Source organism: Actinomycetospora chlora (assembly GCF_039542135.1).
Classification (GTDB): Bacteria; Actinomycetota; Actinomycetes; order Mycobacteriales; family Pseudonocardiaceae; genus Actinomycetospora; species Actinomycetospora chlora.
The window spans coordinates 32,621-55,048 of the sequence record NZ_BAABHO010000037.1 but is presented as its reverse complement, the minus strand read 5'-3'; the positions used below and the strand labels follow the sequence as shown (position 1 = coordinate 55,048).

Below are 22,428 nucleotides of genomic sequence, written 5' to 3'. Positions count from 1 at the left end.
TCGGTCAGCGGACGGCGACGCTCCCGGTCACCGTGACCAGCACAGGCGCACGGCGGTGCCGGCGTCGGAGCTCTCGATGCTGCTGCGCTCGGAGAGCCGCCGGATCAGCTGGACCCCGCGGCCCCGGTACCCCGGTGCCGTGGGTTCCTTCCAGACGCCGTCGTCGGTGACCAGCACGGCGAACCCGCCCCCGCACGCCCGCGGCCCGGCGACGAGCTCGACGTGGCACTCCCGGTCGGGGCAGGCGTGCTCGACGGCGTTCGTGACCGCCTCGTCCACGATGAGCACCACGGCGTCGGCCAGCTCCTCGTCGAGGTGGGCCTCGGCCGCCCAGTGCTGCATCCGCCGCCGCAGCACCCGCACCGCCGAGGCGTCGGCGACGCGCCGTTCCCGCAGCCATCCGGCCGCGCCGGGAGGGATCTCCGGCCAGCACACGCACGCCGTCCGGTCGGTCGGCGCCTCGGCATCGGCAGGCGCGTCGGAGCCCGGACGGCGGTGTCGGTCCATCGGGGCGGCTACCCGATCTCGCGCCACCCGATCGCGTCGGCGACCGTCGGCGTGGTCACGACCCGCGCGCGACCAGGTCGGCGTGGTGGAGGGCGGCGACGTCGGGGTGGGCGCGCAGGCGGGCCTTGAGCAGGTTGTCGCCGAAGGTGCCCGAGATGACGTTGTCCGGGTCCTGGGTGACCCCGCGGGCCTGCGCCGCGAGCTCCGGCGGCAGGTCGATCCGCGGGACCGTGGAGTCGAGGGCGGGGTTGAAGAAGAACGGGATCGACAGGCGCGTCTCGCCGGCCGGCGGCGAGACGACCCGGTGCATCGTCGCCTTGAGGTAGCCGTCGGTGGCGAACTCCAGGAGCTCGCCGATGTTCACCACGAACGCGCCCGGGACGGCGGGCGCGTCGATCCACTCCCCGTCGTGCTCGACCTGCAGGCCGCCCTTGCCCGGCTCGATCATCAGCAGGGTGAGCACGCCGGGGTCGTTGTGGGCGCCGACGCCCTGGCCCCGCTCCTCACGGCCGGGGTAGCGCACGAGCTTGATCAACGTGGAGGGCCGGTCGCCGAAGGTGTCGTCGAAGACGTCGGCGGGGCTGCCCAGCGCCAACGCCCACGACCGCATCAGCCGGCGCGCGACGACCGAGCAGCGCCGCTCCCAGTCGGTGAACACCCCACGGAGCCCGGGCTGGGCCGCGGGCCACGGGTTCGGGCCCTCGAGGCGCATGTACGCGGGCGCGTCCGGATCGTCCACGCGGTCGCGCTCCGCACCGATGTCGATCTGCTCGCGCCAGTCGACCCGTCCCCGGGTGAGCTCGCCGCCGGTGCGGGTGTAGCCCCGGAAGTGCGGGCTGCGCCGCATCTCGACCGCCTGCTTGTCCTCGGTCGGCAGCGCGAAGAACTCCTCGGCGGTCGCGAACGCGCGGGCGGTGACCTCGTCGGGGATGCCGTGGCCGACGAGGTAGAAGAACCCGACCTCGTGGGTCGCCGTCCGGAGCTCGGCGCGGAACGCCGCGGCCGAGGCCTCGTCGCGATCCAGCATCGCCATGTCGAGGACCGGGAGGGCCGCCGCCACCGGGGTGTGCGTCACGGGCTCGATGCTAGGGCGAGTTCCGACCGCCGACCGCGAGCTGGCGGCGCGGGTCGGCCTGGCCGAGTCCAGCACCCACGAGCGGGTAAGACGGCTCGTCGGCGCCGGCGTGCATCACGCGGTTCACCGCCGACGTGGACCCGGCCCCGCTGGGGCGTCCGATGCAGGCGCTCTTCGCGGTCCAGCTGCGTCCGCAGAGCCCGCCGCGGACCGCGGCTCGCGGCGTCGGCCGACCAGGCCTGACCACGCCTGGCCGCGATCGGGTCAGGCTCCGTCCGTGGTGCCGACGCCGTCGCCGGACCGGGAGGCCACGCCGTTGCCGTCGCGGTGCCGCGGCCGGGCGCCGGGGACGGCCGCGATGCGCAGCGTGAAGTAGTCGCCGTAGCGGCGGGTGCCGGCGCCCACGGCCTCCTCGACGAGCCGGCTCCCCCTGTCCTCGCGCGTGACCTGCGGGTCACGGCGCAGGTCGCGCGCGAGGGCGACGCACAGGAACACCATGATCACCACGAAGGGTGCCGCCACGAGGATGGTGAGGCTCTCGAGCCCCTTGAGCGCGTCCTCGCCGCCCACCAGGAGCATCACGACCGCGACCGCGCCCATCATGGTGCCCCAGAAGATCACGACCCAGCGCTGCGGCTCGTCGGTGCCGCGCTGGGACAGCGTGCCGGTGACGATCGAGGCGGCGTCCGCCCCCGAGACGAAGAAGATCGCGACGAGGACCATGACGAGCAGGCCGGTGACCGTCGCCGCCGGGTACTGCGCGAGCACCGCGAAGAGCTGCTGTTCGGTCCCGGCGGCGGCCGGGTCGAGCCCGGTCTTCTGCTGGTAGATCGCCGCACCGCCGAAGACGGCGAACCAGACGAGGCTGACCGCGCTCGGCACGAGGATCACGCCACCGATGAACTGCCGGATCGTGCGGCCGCGGCTGATCTTCGCCAGGAACATCCCGACGAAGGGCGTCCAGGAGATCCACCACGCCCAGTAGAAGATCGTCCAGTTGGACAGCCAGTCGAGCATCGCCTGGCCCCCGGTCGCCTCCGACCGGCCCGCCATCTCGAAGAACTCGCTGACGTAGGCGGACAGCCCGGTCTGCAGCAGGTCGAGGATGAGCACCGTCGGGCCCAGGACGAACACGAACAGCGCGAGCAGCGCGGCGAGCACCATGTTGATGTTCGACAGCCACTGGATGCCGCGCGCGATGCCCGACACCGCCGACAGGACGAAGGCGGCCGTGAGAACGATGATCATGGGGACGAGCACGGCGTTCCCGACGCTCCCGACGAGCCCGGTGGCCTCGAGCCCACCGCCGATCTGCAGGGCGCCGAGCCCGAGCGAGGCCGCCGACCCGAACACGGTCGCGAAGATCGCGACGATGTCGATGAGCCGGCCGAGCCACCCGTCTGCGAGCCCTGGCCCGATGAGCGGCACGAAGGCCGAGCTGATGAGCTGCCGGCGGCCCTTGCGGAACGTCGAGTACGCGATGGCCAGACCGACCACGGCGTAGATCGCCCACGGGTGCAGGGTCCAGTGGAACAACGAGGTCGCCATCGCCGTCCGCAGCGCCTCGACCTCGTCGCCCGGCGGGACCGACGCCGGCGGGGGCTGGGTGTAGAAGGCCAGCGGCTCGGCGACGCCGTAGAACATCAGGCCGATGCCCATGCCGGCGCTGAACATCATCGCGACCCAGGACGAGGTGCGGAACGCGGGCCGCTCGTCGTCCCCGCCCAGGCGGATGCGGCCGTACCGGCTGAACGCCAGCCACAGCGCGAAGACGACGAACCCGAGCGCGGCGAGGCTGAACCCCCAGCCGCCGGCGCGGATGAGCCCCTCGAGCAGCGTCCCGGTCACCGAGGCGAGCGACGTCGCGTCGACGACACCCCAGCCCACGAACAGCAGGGCCAGCGCGCCCGCCACCCCGAACACGACCCGGTCCGGGCGGGGACCCCGCGCCTCCCGGGCCGCGGCCCCGTCGGCCCCCTCGCGGTTCGTCATGGCGATCTCCGTCCGGCTCGTGCCGCGCAGGTCACGACCGCCCCGTCGGGGCGACGGCGTGACGCTCAGCCGGTCCGGGCGTCGCGGTCCCCGGTCGCGACGAGCGCACCGATGATGAGGACGTCGAGCGCGATCATCAGGATCGACCAGATCGGGTAGGCGGGCAGCCAGGCGAGCTGGACGATGGTGTTGAGGGCGACGAGCACGATCGCGGTGCCCCGCGCCCAGCCCGGGACGTCCTCACGCAGCAGGGCGAGGCCGACGGCCAGCACGAGGGCGCCGAGGATGATGTGCAGCCAGCCCCAGCCGGTGAAGGTGAGGGTGACGACCACCTGGTTCGCGGTGACGTAGGTCGTGGGCAGGAACAGGGCCAGGAAGCCCTCGATCACGGCGAAGGCGCCGACCACCGCCATGAGCACACCGCCGAAGCGGACCCAGCCGGACCAGGCGCCGGACGGGCCGCCGGAGGCCGCGCTGTGGGCGGCGCGGGGGTACGCGCCGGACCGCTCGGGGGACGGAATCTGCTGATCGGTCATCGCCGGCTCCTCGGACACGACGCGGTGGGGTGGCCACGATGCCCCGCTCGGGGGCCGTGCTCCTCCCCCGCGCAGGGTGAGGTCACGCGGTCCGGGCCCGGCGCGCCGCGAGGACGCGAGCAAGGACGATCTTGGCGGCCGCCGTGACCGGGAGGGCGACGAGGGCGCCGAGCAGCCCACCCAGCGACGCGCCGACCAGCACCGCGACGAACGCCGCGAGCGGGCTCAGGTCGATGGTGCGGGAGAAGACTCGCGGCGCGATCAGGTAGTTCTCGATCGCCTGGTAGGCGCAGAAGAAGGCGAGCGTCGCCACCGCGAGGCCCCAGCTCTGCGAGAGGGCGACCGCGGTGCCGATGAGGGAGGCGAGAAAGGCGCCGATCTGCGGCAGCGCGTCGAAGAGGGCGACGACCAGGGCGAGGAGCGCGGGGTAGGGCACCCCGGCGAGCAGGAAGAACACGAACGAGGCGCCACCGGCGATCAGGGAGACGAGCACCTGGCCCGAGACGTAGCCGCCGACGCGGGCGAGGGCCTCGTCCAGCGTGGCCACCCGGTCGGGCCGCCCGAGCAGGCGCGTCAGGCCCGCGTGGAGGCGCGGCATCGCCAGACCGAAGTACACCATCAGCACGAGCGTCGTCAGGGCCGCCGCCGCCCCGCCGAGCAGCAGGCCCAGCGCGCTGAACACCGCGGTCAGGGCCGAGACCAGGACCTGGCCGACCTGCTGGCTCACCGCCGCGACCTGGGCGTGCGTCGCCGGGTCGGACAGCGTCGTCCCGAGGCTCGTCGACGAGCCCCCGAACCGCGTCGCGATCCGGTCGAGCACCTGCGGTGCCTGCGCGACGAGCTCGCCCACCTGCCGCAGGCCGGGCACGACCAGCACCGCCACCAGCACCGCGGCCACCGCCAGCAGCCCGAGGGCGAGCAGGGCCACCGCGAGTCCGCGCCGCAGCCCGTGGCGGATCAGCCGGACGACCCCCGGCTCGAAGCCCACGGCCAGGAAGAAGCCGGTGAAGGCGAGCAGGAGCGCCTGCCGCGCGCGGAGGGCCACGACGACCACCACGACGACGGCCAGGACGACGAGGGCGCCGACGAGGACCACCGCGGCCACCCGGCCGAGCGTCGGGCCGCCGGCCCCGGCGCGCGCGTGCTCGTCACCGGACGGCGCGGGCGGGTCGGGTCGCACGGCGGATCAGTGCAGCTCGGCCTTGAGGACGATGATCACGACGCCGACGACGACGGAGCCGACGACCGACCCGATCCGCACCAGCAGGGACCGGTGCGACCCGTAGGCCTCGACGAGGCTCAGGCCGGTGAGCGTCAGCAGGCCGAGCCACAGGGCGATGTCGATGCCGGTCGCGACCGGCACGTCGAGGAGGTGGACGAGCAGGAGGAAGACGGCGGCGAGGAGGCCGGGCGCGGCGGCCATCGAGCAGGCGCTGAGCTCGTGGCGGATCTCCGCGCGGGGGACCTTGTGCGCCGAGGTCAGGGCCGCCGAGAGCAGGCCGGCGTAGGCCTCGCCGAAGAAGATCACGAGTCCCGTCCCGGCGACGGTCACCACGGCCGTCGTCAGCGTGGTCTCGTGGTCGCCGAGGTAGGCGAGCACCGACATCGCGAAGATCGACCCCGTCAACGCGGTGCGCAGGTGGGCCCGGACCGAGGGACTCAGGTCGCTGCTCGCGGCCACCGCGCGATCGTTCGTGGTCGCCACCCTGACTCCCGCCCCCGTGTCCGCCGACGTCGGGGCGACCGTGTCCCCGCGCGGCCGGGTCGGACCACGCCCGCGGAGGGTGAATGCACGGCCGGCCGAGGCCGGGGCCGTCGCTCAGGTCGGCCGGCGGGAGAGGTGCGCGGCGAGCTCCACCCGGGACCGGAGCCCGAGCTTGCGCAGGATGTGCGTGATGTGGGTCTGCACGGTGCGGGGCGAGATGTAGAGCCGGGCCGCGACCTGGGGGCTGGTCAGCCCGCGCCCGACGAGCTCGGCGACCTGCAGCTCGGTGGCCGTGAGGCTCTCCCAGCCCGTGGTCGGGCGCCGGCGGGTGCCGCGGACGCCGAGCCGCACGCCGAGGTGGCGCAGCCGGGCCGACACCCGCCGCTCCGTGGTGGTGGCGCCGAGGGACGCCGCCAGGGCGGTGGCGCGGGCGCCCGCGACGCGCGCGTTCGCGCCGTCGCCGCCCGCGGCGGCGAGACAGGCGGCCTCCTCCCAGGCGCTCACCTCGCCGGGGAGGTGACCGGTGGCCCGGAAGTCGAGCGCGGCCCGGGACGCGCCGTCGGCGTCGTGCGCGCCGACGGCGGCGACGAGCCGGGCCGCCGGCGCGACGGCCACGGCCTGCTCGAGGGGGACGGCGGCCGTGTCGCGCACGACGAGCGCGGCCAGGTCGTCGTCACCGGCCGTCCGGGCGATCCGCAGCGTGTCCGGGCCCGCGATCAGCGGCCAGATGACCCGGCCCCGCCCGATCGCCTGCTCCCAGCCGCGCCGTGCGAGGGCGGCCGCGTCCGCCGTCTGCTCCCGGGCCTCGAGCAGCAGGGCTTGCGCCTGCGTGACCTGGGGCAGCCCGAACTGCTCGGGCAGGCCACGCGCCCGCCACCGGTCGAGCGTGGTCTCGGCGTCGGCGAGCTCGCCGCGCCGCACGAGGATCTGCAGCCGCGTCGCGGTGGTCAGCGAGGTCCACGCCGTGCCGGTCGCCGCGGCGGCCTCGAGCCCCGACTCGACCTCGGCGAGCGCGTCGTCCCAGGCCCCGCCGACGAAGTCGATGCCGGCGGAGACGGAGTGGTGGTACGGCGTCAGCCAGAGCCGCCCGGCCTCCTGCGCCCGGCGCCGGGCGGCCACCGAGAGCTCGCGGGCGCGGCCCGGGCCGTCCGCGTACAGGGCGACGAACGCGGGCCACACCGGTGCGCTGGGGCTGTCGGTCCACGGGCGGGCCCCGTTCCGGGGCGGCATCGCGGCGGCGCGCTCCGCGCGGTCGAAGCCGTCCCGCGCCCGCCCGGCGAGCAGGAGCTCGACCGCGTCGCTGATGAGCCCGCTGCGCGACACGGCCGGCGTGGCCGCGGGGCCCTCGAGGGTGTCGTGGCCCGCCAGCAGGCGCACCCAGCGCTCGATGTCGGCGAGTGCGGCGCGCGCCTCGTCGGAGGGGGCGCGGGCCCGGCTGGCCGCGATCTCGGCGAGGGCGCCGTCGACGTCGGCGCCGCTGACCAGGCAGAACAGCAGGACGCCGCGCAGCGCGGCGTGGGTGGCCGGGTCGCGGGAGCGGGCGAGCCGGTCACGGGCCGTCCGCTCGGCGGCGGCGACCTGACCGGAGATGGCGAGCGCTCCGGCCCGGTCGACCGCGAGCTGGTCCGCGGCGCGCTCGTCCCCGGTGAGCTCGCCGCCGACCTCGCCGAGCAGCTCGGCGGCGGCCAGGGGTGCGTGCTCGAGCTCGGTGGCGGCGCGGTGGACGGTCGCCGGGGCGTCGGCGTCGTGCGCCGACGCGTCGTGGCGGGCGATCGCCGTGGTCGCGTCGCCCCGGCGGCGCTGGGCCGCGGCGCACGCGGCGTGCAGGGCGCGCCGCACCGGGGCGTCGAGGTCGGCGAGCACGACGTCGCCGTAGAGGTCGTGGGCGAGCGTCACCCGTCCGTCCGGTAGCCACCGGACGAGCCCGGCGTCGGCGGCCAGGTCGGCGGTGCCGGCCGCGGCGACCGCGCCCGCGCCGAGCAGGTCGGCCAGCGTCGCGAGGTCGGCGGCCCCGCCCCACACCGCCAGGGTCTGCACCACCTCGCGGACCGGCGGCTCGACCATCGCCAGGTGCGCGCGGACCGCGGCCTCGACGGAGTCCGAGACGCCGCCCTCGGCGTCGTCGAGCCGGACCGTGGCGTCCTCGACCCGGAGGGCCCGGCGGCGGTCGAGCTCGTCGAGGAGGATGCGGGCCCGGAACGGGTTGCCGTCGGCGCCGGCCAGCAGGGTCGCCAGCCGTGCGCCGGGCGGTGCCCCGCAGCGCGCGCGGACCATCGCGTCGAGGGCGCCGGGCCCGAGCCCGCTGACCGTGACGGACCGGACGTCCGGGTGCCGGGCGAGGGCGGTGAGCGCCGGGCGCTCGGGCGCGGTGCGCCGGGCCAGGACGGTGACGAGGGGGAGGTCCGGGGCGAGGTCGGCCACGCGGGCCAGCAGGTCGAGCGAGTCCGGGTCCGCCCGGTGGGCGTCGTCGACGCACAGGGCGAGGGGGCCCGGACCGCTCTGGGACTCCAGCGCGGCGACGATCTGGTCCGGGGTGTCGGGCCGAGGGGGGTAGACGGGGTCGAGACCGAGCAGGTCGGTGACCACGCCGAAGGGTCGGCGACCGACGTCGTCGGCACCCACGCGCCGGGTGTCGACGCCGTGGTCGAGCAGCCGGCGCCCGAGCGCGTCGAGCGTCGTGGACTTCCCGGCGCCCGGGGCGCCGGTGAGCAGGACGCCCCGCAGGCGCCCCCCGACCAGGTCCGCGACGAGCCCTTCCACCTCACCGGACGCCACCGCCGACGGCGCCTCGGTCATGCCCGCAGGATAGATCGCCGACCCGCGCCGGGCGCGGGTCCGCGGGGTCAGGACGCGACGGGCTCGCGGGTCGGGGCCGGGACGGTCTCGTGGCGACCGGCGGCGTGGCGCAGCGCGCGGTGGTGGGCCCACACCGCGGCCAGGCCGAACACCGGGAGAAGGACGTCGGTCCACAGGACGACCCCGGCGTTGCCGGCCGCGACGTTGCCGTGGGCGACCAGCTGGTAGACGTGCCCGCCCGCGGCGCCCCAGAGGAACGGGGTCACCCCCAGCACGGCGGCGAACTTCAGGCGCAGGTCACTGCGGCGGGTGAAGGCCAGGAAGCCGAGCAGGGCGAAGCCCAGGCTCGCGAACGCGACCTCGAGCTGGAAGGGGCTCTGGACCCAGCCGATCACTCGCGCCGAGAAGTCGCCGAAGACGCTGTGGACCACGAAGTTCCACGTGAAGCTGACGCCGATGCTGAAGAGCAGGAAGTGGTCGAGCAGCGCCCCGCTCACCGTCCCCGGGGCCTCGGACCGACCGGATCGCCGGGACCGGGCGATGCGGATCCCGGCGGTCACGAGTCCGACCACGAACAGGGTGAGCGTGAAGTTCACGAGCAGGAACGTGATGATGCCGGCGATCATGGTGTCGTCCTCCGGTGGTTGGGTGGGTGCGTCGACGATCGCGTCCCGGCGCGGGCGAGACATCCGCCAACCCGCGGAGAAGTGGCGTTCCGTGACCGGCGAGCGGTCTGCGCTGCTCCGTTCGAGGACAACATGGCCAGGGTCGGCGCGGGAGCTCACGGAACGGGACATCTGCGCGCACTGGCGGATGTCTCGCGACGGCTGCGGCGCGACGCTCGGGGCCATGTCGACGCCGCCGGTGACCGCGCCCGACCCCGCCGAGGTGGACGTGCCCGCGCTGGAGGTCCGGGGTGAGCTGCCGGTCGAGCTCGACGGCGCCTACGTCCGCCACGCCCCGGGCCCGCGGTCGGTTCCCGCCGGGAACGGCGCGCTGCACCGCGTCGTCGTCCGTGACGGGGGCGCGGGGTACAGCACCCGCCCCGGGCGGCCGACCGGCACCGTGTCCACCGCGTCTGAGGTCACCGTCGTGCGGCCCGCGGGGCGGCTGCTCACCTTCGCCGACCCCGGCGTCACCGCGCGCCCCAAGGTCGATCCGCGGACGGGCGAGATCGTGGTGTCCCGTTGCCACCTCGACCCGCCGTACCTGACCTGGTGGGTGATCCGCCCGGACGGGTCGGTGACCGCACCGCTCCCGATCGCGGGGCTCGGACGTCCGGTGCTGGTCTACGACACGGCGCTGACCGAGCACTACGTCGTGCTGGTCGTCGCGCCGCTGTTCCTCGACCCGCCGCTGTCCTGGGAACCGGAGCACGGCACCCGCATCGCGGTGGTGCCGCGGGACGGCGGCCCGGTGCGCTGGTGCCACGACGAGGCGTTCTGGGTCCGGCACGGCGCGGGCGCCCACGAGCGCGACGACCCCGCGGCCGGCAACCCCGTCGTGCTGGACCACGTGGAGTGGCCACGCCCCGCCGACCTGGTCCCGGGGCCCGCCGGGGCGCGCGGGCTGCTCACCCGCGTCGTGCTCGACCCGGCCGCGGGGACCGTGACCCGCACCGTGCTCGACCCCCGGTCCGTGGAGCTCCCCCGCATCGACGACCGTCGCGTCACCAGTCGTCCCGGCACCATCGCCGTGACCTGTGCCAGCGGTCGGCGGCACACCACCGTCCCGGACGCCCTGTCCTGGATCGACCCCGACGCGGGCACGGCGGCGACCTGGCCGGCGGACGAGCTCGTCCCCGGCGAACCCGCCTACGCCCCCTGCCCGGGCACCGCCGCCTCGGACCGCGGGTGGTGGCTCAGCCTCGCCATGGCGCCGGGCACCGGGGAGAGCTGGCTGCTGGTCTTCCCGGCCGCGGACCCGGGCGCCGGCCCGCAGGCGCGCGTCCGCCTCCCGGTGCGCGTGCCGCCGGGCCGGCACGGCACCTGGTTGCCCGCCCGACCGACCGGAGACCGACCGTAGTCAGGCATGCCCGAATCTGGCCTCCGACACCTGTTCGGCGTAACACCCGGTCACGTTGAGCCCGAATCTCCGCCACCTTGCGGATGTCTCGGCACCGTCCGCGGCCGAGGCTCACGGTCATGTCCTTCACCAAGGTCCTCACCGGGTTCGTGCCCTGGATCGTCTTCAGCCTGATCGCCACCCGGCTCGGCCCCGGCGCCGTGGGCGTCGCCTGCGTCCTGGCCGCCCTGGTCGCGGGCGGGCTCATCGCCCGCTCCCTGGCGCGCGGCGAGTCGGCCAAGCTGCTCGAGGTCACCGGCGTCGTGGTCTTCGTGGGCCTCGGGGTCGTCGCGGTGGCCGTGCCGGGGGTCGACGCGTTCCTCGCCTCCTACGGTCGCGCGCTCGCCGCGGCGATCCTGGCCGTGGTGATCTTCGCTCTGCTGCCGGTCATGCCCTTCACCGAGCAGTACGCCCGCGAGAGCGTGCCGCGGCAGTACTGGCACACGCGCGAGTTCCGGGCGGTGAACCGCCGGATCAGCGCCGTGTGGGGCGCCGCCGTCGCCGTCATGGCCGTCGGGCACGCGATCGCGGGGACGTTCGAGGTGCCCGATCCGGGTGTCGGCCCGCTCCACCGGCCCGTCGACCTGGTGTTCAACTGGCTGGTCCCCGGCGCCCTGGTCTGGTGGGCGGCCCAGCGGACCCGGCAGCTCACGAGCCACGCGGGCTCGGCGGCCGTCGACGCCCCGACCGTGTCCGTGCGGACGGAGCGCTGAGATCGGTCTCGCGTGGAGCCGCGCCCGGACCTGATCGGGCGATGGAGACCCGGCCGCGCGGGCGGGACGGTACCGGCGTGACGAACACCGACGCCGGGCCCGGCCTGGTCGAGCCGGTGCCCGGGTACCGGACGCGCGTCGTCGACGAGGGCGCCCGGGACGGCCCCGCCGTCGTCCTGCTCCACGGCACCCCGCTCGACCTGCGGGCGTGGGATCCGCTGGTCCCCGCGCTGCGCGCGACCCGTCGGGTCGTGCGGTTCGACGCCCGCGGCCACGGGGTCGCCGAGGACGTCCCGGTGCCCGACGTCGGCCGGCTCGCGGCCGACGTCGTCGCCGTGCTGGACCACCTCGGGGTGGCCGACGCCCACGTCGTCGGCCACTCGTGGGGCGGGGAGATCGCCCAGCGGGTGGCGGTCGAGCACCCCGGCCGGGTCGCGCGCCTGTCGCTGGTGTGCACCCGCGCGTCCCCGTTCCCGCCGTTCGGCGAACTCGCCGCGTCGCTCCGCGGCGGCACGGTCGACCTGGAGGCCCTGCTCGGCCGCTGGTTCACTCCGGCGGAACGGGCCGAGCCGGCCGGGGCCGCGGCGACGGTGCGCGCCTGGCTGCGCGACGCCGACCGCGAGCGGTGGGCGGAGGCCCTCGACATGATCGCGACGTTCGACGGCCTCGCCGACCTCGCGGCGGTCGCCGCCCCCGCCGACGTCGTGGTCGCGGAGCTCGACGCGGTCGCCACCCCGGCGCACATGGCCGAGATCGCCCGCACCCTGCCCGACGCCGCGTGCCACGTGCTGCCGGGCGCGCGGCACCTCGCGCCCCTGCAGCACGCGGACGCGATCGCCCGCGTCCTGCTCGCCTGAGCGCTCCGGTCAGACGTCCCTGGGCGACCGTGCCACTGGGAGCGAACTGGGAGCGGCCCTCCGCAGACTCGGCCCGTGACCGCCGCGACGACGACCACCACCCGCGACCCCGGCCCCTGGCTCTGGGCCGTCACCGGCGTCGCGTGGCTCGTGACGCTGGTCCTCATGGTCGTCCCCGCGGCGATGGGGACCATGCCGTCGATGGCCGCCGCCGACCTCGCCGGTGGTGCGGCACCGGTCGTGACCGTGATCGTCTTCGCCGTCGGCTGGGTCGTCATGGTCGCGGCGATGATGCTGCCCACGACGGTCCCGATGGCCCGGCTCGTCGTGGTCGTGACCTCGGACGTGCCGGACCGGCGGCGGGTGCTCGCCACGTTCGCCGGCGCCTACGTCGCCGTCTGGTCCGCCGCCGGGCTCGTCGGGCTCGGGGTCGCGGCGCTCGTCGCCCGCGTCACGGCCGGCGTCCCGGGGCACCTCGTCCTCGCCGGCGCGCTCGCGCTCGCCGGGGCGTTCCAGTTCAGCCCGCTGAAGAAGCGCTGCCTGACGCTGTGCCGTGACCCGCGGGCCGTCCTGTTCACCCGGTACCGCCGGGGCGCGGGCGGGGCGTGGTCGCTCGCGCTCCGGCACGCCCTGGACTGCCTGGGCTGCTGCTGGGCGCTGATGGCCGTGATGTTCGCGGTCGGCTCCGGCGGCCTGGTCTGGATGCTCGGCCTGACCGCCGTGATGGTCGCCGAGAAGAACGCCCCCTGGGGCCGGCGCCTCGTCGCCCCGCTCGGGGTGGCCCTGCTCGTGGCCGCGGTGCTCCTGGTCGGCCTGGCCGTCGCCGCGCCCGCCCCCATGCCCCACCACATGTGACGGAGGAACCGTGGGTTATATCCTCGAAGGACGCCTGGTCGAGATCTGCAGCTGTGCCAGCCTCTGCCCCTGCTGGGCGGGACTCGACGCCGACGACGGCGCCTGCCACATCAGCTGGATCTTCCACTTCGACCACGGACACGTGGACCACGTGGACATGGCGGGCACGAACATGGGCGTCTTCGGCGTCATCCCGGGCAACGCCAAGGACGGGAACGGCCGCATCGTGGCGGTCCTCGACGAGAAGGACAGCGAGGAGCAGCACGAGATCATGCGCAAGGTCGTGACCGGCGGGGTCGGCGGCCCGCTCGGCGAGCTCGCGAAGCTGATCAAAGAGGTCGTCGCGTTCGAGACGGCCGACTTCGAGTTCGACGTGGACAAGGGCACCGGCACCTACCGCGCCGGCCGGTGGTTCGGCGGCGAGTCGGAGAACTTCCGGTCGCCGCTCGGTCGCCACATGGAGATCCGCCACAGCGCGCTCGCCCCGGTGCTCGGCGACCCCGCCTACCCCGGCCGGGTGGTGCACCACCACATCGACGACCCGACGTACGGGATGGAGTTCACCGCCCGACAGTCGACCCAGACGACGATCCGCTACGTCTGGGTCTGACCGTCGAGCGCGACGGGAGCCCGGAAGTCCGCGACGGTCAGGCGTGCGACGCCGCGGCCGATCCGCTCCCTCGCCTCCTCGGGCACCGCGGCCCGGGTCCGCGCGAGGAGCTCCTCGGTGCCCGCGACGGTGGGCCAGGGCAGGCCGGCGTGGTCGTTCTGGGCCCGTGCCGCGCCGTACACGCGGAGCGCTTCGTCGTGGCGGCCCAGCACGGCCAGCGTGTTGGCCCGCTGCTCGAGCTGCAGGGGCGCCTGTTGCCGCCCGGTCCCGTCGACCACGGCCAGGCAGGTGTCCGACCAGCGCAGGGCGGTCGCCGGCTCGCCGGCCGCCAGGGCGGCGGTGTGGGCGATGGCGCTGGAGACCCACGCCCCGAACCAGTTCCCGGCGTCCGTCGACTCGCGGTACACGTCCGCGAGCTCCCCGAGCACGGACGCGGGGTCGCGGTGGCCGAGCCGGGCCATCGCGGTGCGGACCCGGTGGGCCAGCGCCAGGGTGGGGTCCGCGGTGCGCCCCACGATGTCCCCGACGGGGTCGAGGACGGCCCGCGCCCGCTCGGGATCCCCGACGAAACCCAGGCACGTGGACAGCACCGCGAGGGCGTCGCCGATCAGGAGCTCCTGACCGGGGTCCGGGTCGAGTCCGCGGAGCGTCGCCAGCGCCCGGTCCACCACCGGTGCGGCGAGGGCGAGCCGCCCGGCGAACGCCCGGATCGTCGCCAGGGCCACCGAGAGCCGCAGCGCGACCTCCGGGGCGGTGCTCGCCGGCCCGCCGGCGTCCCGGTCGTGGGCGACCTCGATCCAGCGCGCGCCCTCGGCCGTCGCGTCGTGCTGGAACCAGAACATCGCCCCGAGATCGGCGAGGATCTCCACCCCGCGGGCCGACGGGTCCTCCACCAGGGTGCGCTGCAGGGTGCTCCGCAGGGCGACCGCGTCGTCGGTGAGTGCCCGCGTGCGGGCGACGTCCTCCGGCGTCCCCAGCCGGGGCGGGCCAGCCGCGACCAGACGCGCCACCCAGGTGTCCCGCCGGTCCCGCGCCGCGGTGGTCTCCCCGGCGTCGTCGAGGGCGCGGGCGGCGTGGGCCCGCACGATGGTCAGCTGCGAGAACCGCGACGGGCGGCCGGGCCGGGCCGGGCCGCGGGCCACGACCATCGAGCGGTGGGTGAGGTCGGCCAGCAGGTCGGCGGCGGCCACCGGCGTGGTGCCCGCGACCGCGGCCGCCGCGGCGACGGTGAACGGGCCCGGCAGCACCGCGAGGCTGCGGTGCAGGCGCCGGGCCCCGTCGTCGAGCAGGCGGTGGCTGCGCTCCACCGCGGCGTAGACGGTCGGCCGGACCCCCTGGCGGCGGCGCCCGAGCCCGGAGAGGGAGCCCGGGTCCTCCTCGGACTGGTCGGCGATCTCGGCGAGGGTGAAGGTGCCGGCGCGGGCGGCGGCGAGCTCGAGGGCGAGCGGGATCCCCTCCACCGCGCGGCACACCCGCCGGGCGTCCGCGAGGTCGTCGGGGTCGGTGGGCCCGGCGGCGCCCTCCCAGCGGTCCAGGAACAGGTCGAGCGCGGCGCCGCGGGGCTGGTCGTCGTCCGGGACCGCGAGGGGCGCCAGCTCCACGACGGTCTCGTGCTCGAGATCGAGGCGTTCCCGGCTGGTGACGAGCAGCACGAGCCGCGCCGCGTCCCGGCCGAGGCCCTCGGCGAGCGAGGCCACCTCGGCGAGGACGTGCTCGCAGTCGTCGAGCACGACGAGGGCCCGCCGCTCGCGCAGGAAGGCGCGCAGGGCGTCCGACGGGGAGCCGACGGGCGGCGCGGCGAGCGAGAGGGCGGTGCCGATCGCGTCGATCACCTGGCCGCCGTCGCGCGCGCCGGTGAGGTCGACGAACCAGACGCCGTCGCCGAACGTGTCCGCGACCCGGTGCGCCGCCTCGACGGCCAACCGCGTCTTCCCGACCCCGGCCGGCCCGCAGATCGTGATCAGCGGCGACCCGCCCGCCAGCGACGCCAGCCGCTCGAGCTCGTGGTCGCGGCCCACCAGCCGGCTCGACCACCGGGGCAGGTCGGGGGCGGGCGGCGACCGGGCCGGGTCCGGCACCGCGCGCAGCGTGGGGTCGTCGGCCAGCACGCGGGCGTGCAGCGCGCGGAGCTCGTCGGCCGGCTCGGTGCCGAGCTCGTCGACGAGCAGCGCGCGGGCCCGCGCGAACGTGGCGAGGGCGTCGTCGACCCGCCCGGCGCGGTACTCGGCGAGCATGCGCCGCGCCCAGAGGCGCTCGCGCAGCGGGTGCTCGCCGAGGGCCGACCCGAGTTCGAGCAGCGCCTGCTCCGGGCGTCCGAGGGCCAGCAGCGCGTCGACGTGGCGTTCGTCGAGCTGCGCGCGCAGCTCCTCCAGGCGGGCCACCGTGGGCGCCGCCCACGGCCGGTCGGTCACCGGCCCGAGCGGCCGGCCCCGCCAGAGGACCCGTGCCGCCTCGCACCGTTCCAGCGCGGCGCCGGGCTCTCCCCGGTCGAGCAGGGTCCCGGCCTCCTGCACCAGGGCACCGAACCGCAGCGAGTCCACCTGGCCGGCCGCGACCCGCAGCCGGTAGCCGCCCGGCTCGGTGACGAGGACCGACCACGGGGTGCCGGGCTCCCGGTGCGGCTCGAGCACCTGGCGCAGGCGCCACAGGTGCGACTCCAGCGTCGACACGGTGCGCGGCCGCCCGTCGTCCCAGATCGCCTCACCCAGGGTGTCGACGGAGACCGGGCGGTCGGCGTGGACGAGCAGGACGGCGAGGGCGACGGTCGTGCGCGGGCCGCCCGGCGAGCGCACGTGCCCGTCGACCTCCACGAGGAGCGGACCGAGGTCCAGGAAGCGCACCACCGGAACGGGTCAGACCGTCCGCGCGACGGGTTCGGGGTGGGCGGGGTCGCCCGGGCGTGCGGCGTCGCGCGCGATCCGGTGGGCGGTGTAGGTGAGGGCGCCGAGGCTGACGACGGCGAGGACGAGGTAGCTCAGGACGCCGCCGAGGCTGTCCCACAGCGTGTGCAGGACGACGGCCAGCACGAACGTCAGCACGAACCAGCGGACCGCGTGGCGCCGGCGCCCGATCGCGAACAGGGCCGCCGCCGTCAGGCCGGTCCAGGCCATGTGCCCGGCCGGGCTCATCAGCCCGCGCAGCATGAGCAGGTCGACGGTCTCGGTGATGCCGCCCCGCGAGGTGAGCAGGCTGACGAACCCGTAGCCCATCGTCTCCAGCGCCGCGAAGCCCGCGCCGCACGCGACGCCGAGGAGCAGCCCGTCGGCCGTGCCGAGCCGTCGGCGCATCACCAGGAACAGCGCGAGGGGCACGAGGAGCTTGGCGGACTCCTCGATGACGGCCACGCCGAGCATCGGCAGCCCGCCGAGGGCCCGCTTCACGTCGTACTCCAGCGTGCCGGCCACGATCGTGCCGAGGACCCCGCCGAGGAACGCCGCGACCGCGAGCAGCCCGCCCGACACCGTGTAGGGCAGGCGGCGGCCCTTGATGAACGTGACGAAGCCCAGCGGCACCACCGAGGCGCCCAGCAGGATCGCCGACGGCACGAAGTTCGGGTTCTGGGTGGCCACCATCGTGCGCTCGTCGAGCACGAACAGGGCCACGCCGAGGACGAGGACCAGGACCCACGCGTGGCGGGCCAGTCGGCTGCTCATGGTCGGGTCAGTATCGGTTCCGCCGCGGCCGCGCGTCGAGTCGAGCGGGCGTCGGCTGCGGTCGGTGTCCGCCCGCTGACGGGGCGGAGTGGTGCTTGACCCTGGCCCCCTCGGGCCTTGTACTTGGTTGGTCTACCAGTCAGGGAGTGTGGAGTCATGGACGGTGTGCTCGTGGTCGGGGCCGGCCCGGTGGGGCTGACGGCGGCGTGCCAGCTGGCGCGTCTCGGTGTCCCGGTGCGGGTGGTCGACGCGCTGGCGACCCCGACGACGGAGTCCCGCGCCGTCGGCGTCCACGCGCGGAGCCTGGAGATGCTCGCGGCGCTCGGCGTGCTGCCCGCGCTCGAGGCCCGCGGCCGGCGCATCGGTGCCCTGACGATGCTCGACGGTCGCAGCGGCGACACCCGCGCCCGGATCGCGCTCGGCGATGCCCCGAGCCGGCACCCGTACGTGCTCGACATCCCGCAGCCCGACACCGAGGCGGTCCTGGGCGACCGCGCGGCCGAGCTGGGCGTCACCGTCGAGCGCGGCACCCGGCTCACCGCGCTCGAGCAGGACGGCGAGGGCGTCACGGTCACCCTGGCGGGAGCCGAGGGGGAGCGCACCGAGCGGGTCGGCTGGGTGGTCGGTGCCGACGGCGGCCACAGCACGACGCGGCACCTGCTGGGCACGCACCTCGAGGGCGGCTTCCACGGCCAGCACTTCGCCATGGCCGACGTCGACGTCGACACCCCGCTGACCCGCGACACCATCTGGATGTACACCCACCCCGAGGGGATGGGGATCCTCTTCCCGCTGGCCGGGGACCGCGCACGGGTGATGTTCCTCGTGGACGAGCCCACCGACGACGCCCCGACCCTCGAGCGGATCCAGGCCCTCGCGGACGCGCGGATGGGCGGACGCGTGCGTGTCCACCACCCGCGGTGGCTGGCGTACTTCGAGATCCACCACGCCCAGGTCCCGCAGTACCGCCACGGCCGGGTCCTGCTCGCCGGGGACGCCGCGCACGTCCACAGCCCGGCGGGCGCGCAGGGCATGAACACCGGCATCCAGGACGCGGCGAACCTCGCGTGGAAGCTGGCCCTGGTCGCCCGTGGCGCCGACGCCCGGCTGCTCGACAGCTACCACGACGAGCGGCACCCGGTCGGGGCCGAGGTGGTGCGCAGGACCACGCTGCTCACCGAGGTCGGCACCGCGTCCGGCGCGCTGGCCGGCGTCCGCGACGCCGCCCTGTTCCTGGTCGGTCACGTCCACCGCGCCGGCGACGCCGCGGCGACCCAGATGGCCGAACTGACCATCGGCTACCGGCACAGCGCCCTGGCCGTGCAGCACGGGCGGCCCCACCACGGCGGCGCGCACGCCGGCGACCACGCCCCGGACCCCGACGGTCTGCAGCGGGCCGACGGCTCGCCCGTGTCGATCGAGGAGCTGCAGACCCGGCCCGGCTTCCTGCTGCTGGTGCACGGCGACCCCGCCGATCCCGGCGCCCTCGCCGCGACGCTCGGCGACCTCGGCACCGTCGTGACGGTCGGCCGCGACCTCCTCGACCCGGCGGGCGCGCTCGCGCACGCGTACGGCGTCACCGACGGCCGCGACGCGATGGCGCTCGTCCGGCCCGACGGCTACCTCGGGCTGGTCGCCGACACCACCGACCCCGACGTCCTGCGGCGCTACCTCGCCGACGTCCTCGGCGTCGCCGCCCCCGCGGCCGCGTAGGCCCCGTCGTGCCCGACCGGCCGAACCGCCGCGCCGCCATCGTCGAGGCCGCGCTCGAGGTGATCGGGGAGACGGGGCCGGCGGGGTTCACCCAGCCCCGGGTCGCGGCCCAGGCGGGCCTGCGCCAGAGCCACCTCACCTACTACTACCCGACCCGCGACGACCTCCTGGTGGCCGTGGCCGAGGAGGCCGTGCGGCGTCGCGTCGCTCTCGTGCGCGCGGCGCAGGACGCCGGCGGCCCGGACGAGCAGGTCGCGGCCCTCGCGCGGCTGCTGACGGCTCCCGAGCACACCCGGGTGCTGCTGGCCCTCACCCAGGCCGCCGACCGCAACCCGGCGGTCCGTGAGGCGTTCGGCGCCCTGGCCGCGGGCGTCGGCCCGCTCGGGGCCGCGCTGCTCACCGCGGCCGGTGCGGAGCCCGATCCCGCTGACGTCGCCCTCCTGCAGGCCACCTCCACCGGTATCGCGGTGCTCGCCCTCGCCCGGGGTGAGGACGTCACCGGTCTCGCCGAGCACCTGCTCGCCACCCTCGTCGACCGTCTCGCCCGGAAGGACCCGTCGTGACCCCGCACATCCCGCTCAAGCCCTCCACCGCCGGACCCCAGTACGCCGGCTGGACGCCGCGCGCGGTCGCGATGGAGGGACTCGGCGACGCGGTGCACGCGGGCCAGCGGGTCCCGGTGGGCGACGGCGTCACCCTCAACGCCGACGTCTACACACCCGCCGTCGCCGGCCGCTACCCGGCCGTCGTGTCGTTCGCCGGCTACAGCACCGAGTGGCACACCGCGGGCATCCCCACCGGCTCGAACGAGATCGGGTCGCCGCCGGTCTTCACCGACCGCGGCTACTGCCCCGTGATCGTCGAGCGGCGCGGCATGGGCCGCTCCGGCGGCGAGCCCGGGATGTTCTTCTCCGACCAGGACGTCGACGACCACGAGGCCGTCATCGCCTGGGCGGCCGAGCAGCCCTGGTGCAACGGCGAGGTCGTGCTCTTCGGCACCTCGTACTACGGGATGACCCAGCCCCAGGTCGCCGCGCGCCGGCCGCCGGCGCTGCGGGCCTTCTTCGCCAACGAGATCTGCACCGACTTCGTCCGCCAGTTCCAGCAGTTCGCCGGCGTGCCCAACAGCTTCTTCCTGGCGCTGTGGCTCGGCGCGAACTTCACCGACGCCCGCGAGGCCGGGCGGATGTCGCCGACTGTGCGCGCGCTCGTCAGCCGCCTGACCAACGGGCCGCTGCACCCGCTGCTCGAGAAGCTGGTGCACCGCAACGTCGGCACGGTGTTCCGGAGGTTCATGGCCGCGACCCCGAGCGCGTGGGCCCGCGAGATCTTCGCGCACTGGACCTTCGACGAGAAGAGCCGCGAGTCGGCGACGATCCCCGAGGGCTCCACGGGCGTGCTCGGCGACATCGACGTGCCGTTCGTGGTGGTGCAGAACCTCGGCTACTTCAACTTCCACCAGTACGGCACGTACGACCTGTTCGAGAACGCCGCGACGCCGGCCGACCGCCGGTGGATGGTCCTCGCCCCGGCCGAGTACGACCTGCCCGTGTACGCCTGGGAGGGCGAGGCGCTCGCCTTCTTCGACCACGTCCTGCGCGGCGTGGACAACGGCTACGGCGAGCTGCCGCACGTGCGCTACTGGGTCGACGGGGCCGACCGGTACGAGACCGCCACGGCGTTCCCGCCGCCGGAGGGCGAGGTCCGCCGTCTGCACCTCGGCTCGGCCGGTGCCGACCACGTCACCCACCGGCTGACCGAGGCCCGCCCCGAGGAGGGAGCGAACTCCTGGGCCGCGGTCCCGCTCGGGGTGCCGATGCCCGGCGGGCTCGACGAGGTGGCCAACCAGGTCCTGTCCTTCGAGCTGCCGGTCACGGAGGACGTCGAGCTCGCGGGGGCGGTCACCGCCCGCCTGACCTTCAGCAGCAGCGAGATCGACTCGTTCGTGATCGCCCGCCTCTCGCGCGTCGACACGGCGGGCACCGCCCGCCAGCTCTCGATGGGGGCGATGCGTCCGGTGGTCCGGGTCGAGGACACGGCACGCAGCACGGCCATCGAGATCGCGACCGACCTGGGCGTCCGGGAGCCGTTGACCCCGCACGAGCCGGTGGTGCTGCGCTTCAGTCTGACGCCGGGACCGGTCCGGCTCACCGCCGGTGAGTCCCTGCGCCTCGACCTCGCCAGCCGCACCGACCTCGTCCGCAAGGACCCGAGGGAGGGCTACCCGCAGTTCGACCTGCCGGTCCCGCCCTACCTGGCCCGCAACACCGTGCACTTCGGGGGCGCGAGCTGGATCGAGGTGACGAGCGTCGGGGGTCTGCGCCCTACGCTCGGTCCGTGATCGACACCCCGCCGGCGGTCGAGCTCCACGTCCACGTCGAGGGCACCCTCGAGCCCGAGCTGATCACGGAGCTCGCGGCACGGAACGGCATCGCGCTGCCCTACCGGGACATCGAGGACCTGCGCGCCCGCTACGCCTTCCACGACCTCGCGGACTTCCTCGCGCTCTACTACGCGAACATGGCCGTGCTGCGGACCGCCGACGACTTCGCCGCCATGACCCGGGCCTACCTGCGGCGCGCCGCCGCCGGCGGGGTGCGCCACGTCGAGCTGTTCGTGGACCCCCAGGCCCACCTGGTCCGCGGGGTCCCGCTCGCGGCGGTGGTGGACGGCGTCGCGGGCGCCCTCGCCGACGACGCGCCCGGACTCGGCATCACCACCGGGCTCATCGCCTGCTTCCTGCGCGACCGGCCCCCCGCCGAGGCGGTCGACGTGCTGCGCGCGCTGCTGGCGGCGGACGCGCCGCTGCTGGGGATCGGCCTGGACAGCGCTGAGGTCGGCCACCCGCCGGGCGGGTTCGCCGAGGTGTTCGCGCTGGCCGCGGAGGCCGGGCTGCACCGCGTCGCGCACGCGGGGGAGGAGGGCCCGGCGGCGTACGTCACCGAGGCCCTCGACGTGCTCGGCGTCGAGCGCATCGACCACGGCATCCGCAGCCTCGACGACCCCGAGCTCGTCGACCGCCTCGTCCGCGACGCCGTCCCGCTGACGGTCTGCCCGCTGTCCAACGTGCGCCTGCGCTGCACGCCCGACCTCCGCGACCACCCGCTCGCGACCATGCTGCACCGCGGCCTGCGCGTCAGCGTCCACTCCGACGACCCGGCCTACTTCGGCGGCTATGTCGACGACAACCACCGCGCGGTCGCCGCGGCGCTCGGCCTGACCCGCGACGACCAGGCCCGGCTCGCCCACCACGCCGTCGACGCGGCGTTCGTGTCGGCCGAGCGCGCGGCCGAGCTGCACGCCGAGGTCGACGCCTGGCGCGGGTGAACCAGCGCGCGCCGTGTCGTCTCGT

The 22,428-nt window shown here is 75.7% G+C and carries 19 protein-coding genes; 9 read left to right on the top strand and 10 right to left on the bottom strand.

The features are described 5' to 3' along the window. Nucleotides 1-27: 27 nt before the first annotated feature. The 8 genes from ABD994_RS21210 to ABD994_RS21175 all read right to left on the bottom strand — a co-directional run bounded on the left by ABD994_RS21210 (nucleotide 28) and on the right by ABD994_RS21175 (nucleotide 9,237). Nucleotides 28-435, bottom strand: a complete 408-nt coding sequence (locus ABD994_RS21210; RefSeq protein ID WP_345419711.1) for an ATP-binding protein — start codon at nucleotides 433-435, stop codon at nucleotides 28-30. A 127-nt stretch (nucleotides 436-562) separates the two neighbouring features. Beyond that, nucleotides 563-1,582 carry an isopenicillin N synthase family dioxygenase gene (locus tag ABD994_RS21205; protein ID WP_345419708.1) on the bottom strand — a complete coding sequence of 340 codons (1,020 nt, stop codon included), beginning with the start codon at nucleotides 1,580-1,582 and terminating at the stop codon, nucleotides 563-565. 264 nt (nucleotides 1,583-1,846) lie between these two features. After that, nucleotides 1,847-3,574 carry a BCCT family transporter gene (locus ABD994_RS21200; RefSeq protein WP_345419705.1) on the bottom strand — a complete coding sequence of 576 codons (1,728 nt, stop codon included), beginning with the start codon at nucleotides 3,572-3,574 and terminating at the stop codon, nucleotides 1,847-1,849. 65 nt (nucleotides 3,575-3,639) lie between these two features. Continuing rightward, entirely contained in the window at nucleotides 3,640-4,110 is a 471-nt protein-coding gene (locus tag ABD994_RS21195) for a DUF7144 family membrane protein (RefSeq protein WP_345419702.1), read from the bottom strand. Between the two features lie 82 nt (nucleotides 4,111-4,192). Next, the gene (locus ABD994_RS21190; protein ID WP_345419699.1) at nucleotides 4,193-5,290 is read right to left on the bottom strand and encodes an AI-2E family transporter; all 1,098 of its coding nucleotides are present in this window, start codon (nucleotides 5,288-5,290) and stop codon (nucleotides 4,193-4,195) included. Nucleotides 5,291-5,296: 6 nt separating this feature from the next. Then, on the bottom strand, nucleotides 5,297-5,815 hold the full coding sequence (locus tag ABD994_RS21185; protein WP_345419696.1) for a hypothetical protein: 519 nt from the start codon (nucleotides 5,813-5,815) through the stop codon (nucleotides 5,297-5,299). Between the two features lie 114 nt (nucleotides 5,816-5,929). Beyond that, nucleotides 5,930-8,611 carry a helix-turn-helix transcriptional regulator gene (locus ABD994_RS21180; RefSeq protein WP_345419693.1) on the bottom strand — a complete coding sequence of 894 codons (2,682 nt, stop codon included), beginning with the start codon at nucleotides 8,609-8,611 and terminating at the stop codon, nucleotides 5,930-5,932. Nucleotides 8,612-8,658: 47 nt separating this feature from the next. Further along, a complete protein-coding gene (locus ABD994_RS21175; protein WP_345419690.1) occupies nucleotides 8,659-9,237 on the bottom strand; it encodes a DUF6790 family protein in 579 nt (192 codons plus the stop codon). A 223-nt stretch (nucleotides 9,238-9,460) separates the two neighbouring features. On the opposite strand from ABD994_RS21175, the gene ABD994_RS21170 reads away from it, so the two are divergent. The 5 genes from ABD994_RS21170 to ABD994_RS21150 all read left to right on the top strand — a co-directional run bounded on the left by ABD994_RS21170 (nucleotide 9,461) and on the right by ABD994_RS21150 (nucleotide 13,710). Next, nucleotides 9,461-10,636 (top strand): carotenoid oxygenase family protein, encoded by a 1,176-nt coding sequence (locus ABD994_RS21170; protein WP_345419687.1) that lies wholly within the window; start codon nucleotides 9,461-9,463, stop codon nucleotides 10,634-10,636. Nucleotides 10,637-10,755: 119 nt separating this feature from the next. After that, the gene (locus ABD994_RS21165; protein WP_345419684.1) at nucleotides 10,756-11,388 is read left to right on the top strand and encodes a hypothetical protein; all 633 of its coding nucleotides are present in this window, start codon (nucleotides 10,756-10,758) and stop codon (nucleotides 11,386-11,388) included. A 77-nt stretch (nucleotides 11,389-11,465) separates the two neighbouring features. Beyond that, nucleotides 11,466-12,245, top strand: a complete 780-nt coding sequence (locus ABD994_RS21160) for an alpha/beta fold hydrolase (RefSeq protein ID WP_345419679.1) — start codon at nucleotides 11,466-11,468, stop codon at nucleotides 12,243-12,245. Between the two features lie 75 nt (nucleotides 12,246-12,320). Beyond that, the gene (locus tag ABD994_RS21155) at nucleotides 12,321-13,100 is read left to right on the top strand and encodes a DUF2182 domain-containing protein (RefSeq protein WP_345419675.1); all 780 of its coding nucleotides are present in this window, start codon (nucleotides 12,321-12,323) and stop codon (nucleotides 13,098-13,100) included. Nucleotides 13,101-13,110: 10 nt separating this feature from the next. Continuing rightward, nucleotides 13,111-13,710 carry a DUF1326 domain-containing protein gene (locus ABD994_RS21150; protein ID WP_345419672.1) on the top strand — a complete coding sequence of 200 codons (600 nt, stop codon included), beginning with the start codon at nucleotides 13,111-13,113 and terminating at the stop codon, nucleotides 13,708-13,710. On the opposite strand, the gene ABD994_RS21145 is transcribed toward ABD994_RS21150, so the two are convergent. Then, nucleotides 13,695-16,553: an AfsR/SARP family transcriptional regulator gene (locus tag ABD994_RS21145; RefSeq protein WP_345419668.1), complete on the bottom strand. Its 2,859-nt coding sequence runs from the start codon at nucleotides 16,551-16,553 to the stop codon at nucleotides 13,695-13,697. The two genes, ABD994_RS21150 and ABD994_RS21145, sit on opposite strands and share 16 nt — an antisense overlap. A 9-nt stretch (nucleotides 16,554-16,562) precedes the next feature. After that, nucleotides 16,563-17,363, bottom strand: coding sequence for a PrsW family intramembrane metalloprotease (locus ABD994_RS21140; protein ID WP_345419664.1), 801 nt, complete (start codon nucleotides 17,361-17,363; stop codon nucleotides 16,563-16,565). A gap of 156 nt (nucleotides 17,364-17,519) precedes the next feature. Here ABD994_RS21140 and ABD994_RS21135 point away from each other — a divergent pair, with 156 nt between their 5' ends. From ABD994_RS21135 to ABD994_RS21120, 4 genes are read left to right on the top strand one after another with little or no spacing between them, the layout of a single operon-like run. Next, nucleotides 17,520-19,076 carry an FAD-dependent monooxygenase gene (locus ABD994_RS21135; protein ID WP_345419661.1) on the top strand — a complete coding sequence of 519 codons (1,557 nt, stop codon included), beginning with the start codon at nucleotides 17,520-17,522 and terminating at the stop codon, nucleotides 19,074-19,076. A gap of 8 nt (nucleotides 19,077-19,084) precedes the next feature. Beyond that, nucleotides 19,085-19,639 (top strand): TetR/AcrR family transcriptional regulator, encoded by a 555-nt coding sequence (locus tag ABD994_RS21130; protein ID WP_345419658.1) that lies wholly within the window; start codon nucleotides 19,085-19,087, stop codon nucleotides 19,637-19,639. Continuing rightward, complete coding sequence (locus tag ABD994_RS21125) at nucleotides 19,636-21,417, top strand: CocE/NonD family hydrolase (RefSeq protein WP_345419654.1); 1,782 nt, start codon at nucleotides 19,636-19,638, stop codon at nucleotides 21,415-21,417. The genes ABD994_RS21130 and ABD994_RS21125 overlap by 4 nt, the downstream gene beginning before the upstream one ends. Then, nucleotides 21,414-22,403, top strand: a complete 990-nt coding sequence (locus ABD994_RS21120) for an adenosine deaminase (protein WP_345419651.1) — start codon at nucleotides 21,414-21,416, stop codon at nucleotides 22,401-22,403. Before ABD994_RS21125 ends, ABD994_RS21120 begins: the two co-directional genes overlap by 4 nt. Nucleotides 22,404-22,428: the final 25 nt, after the last annotated feature.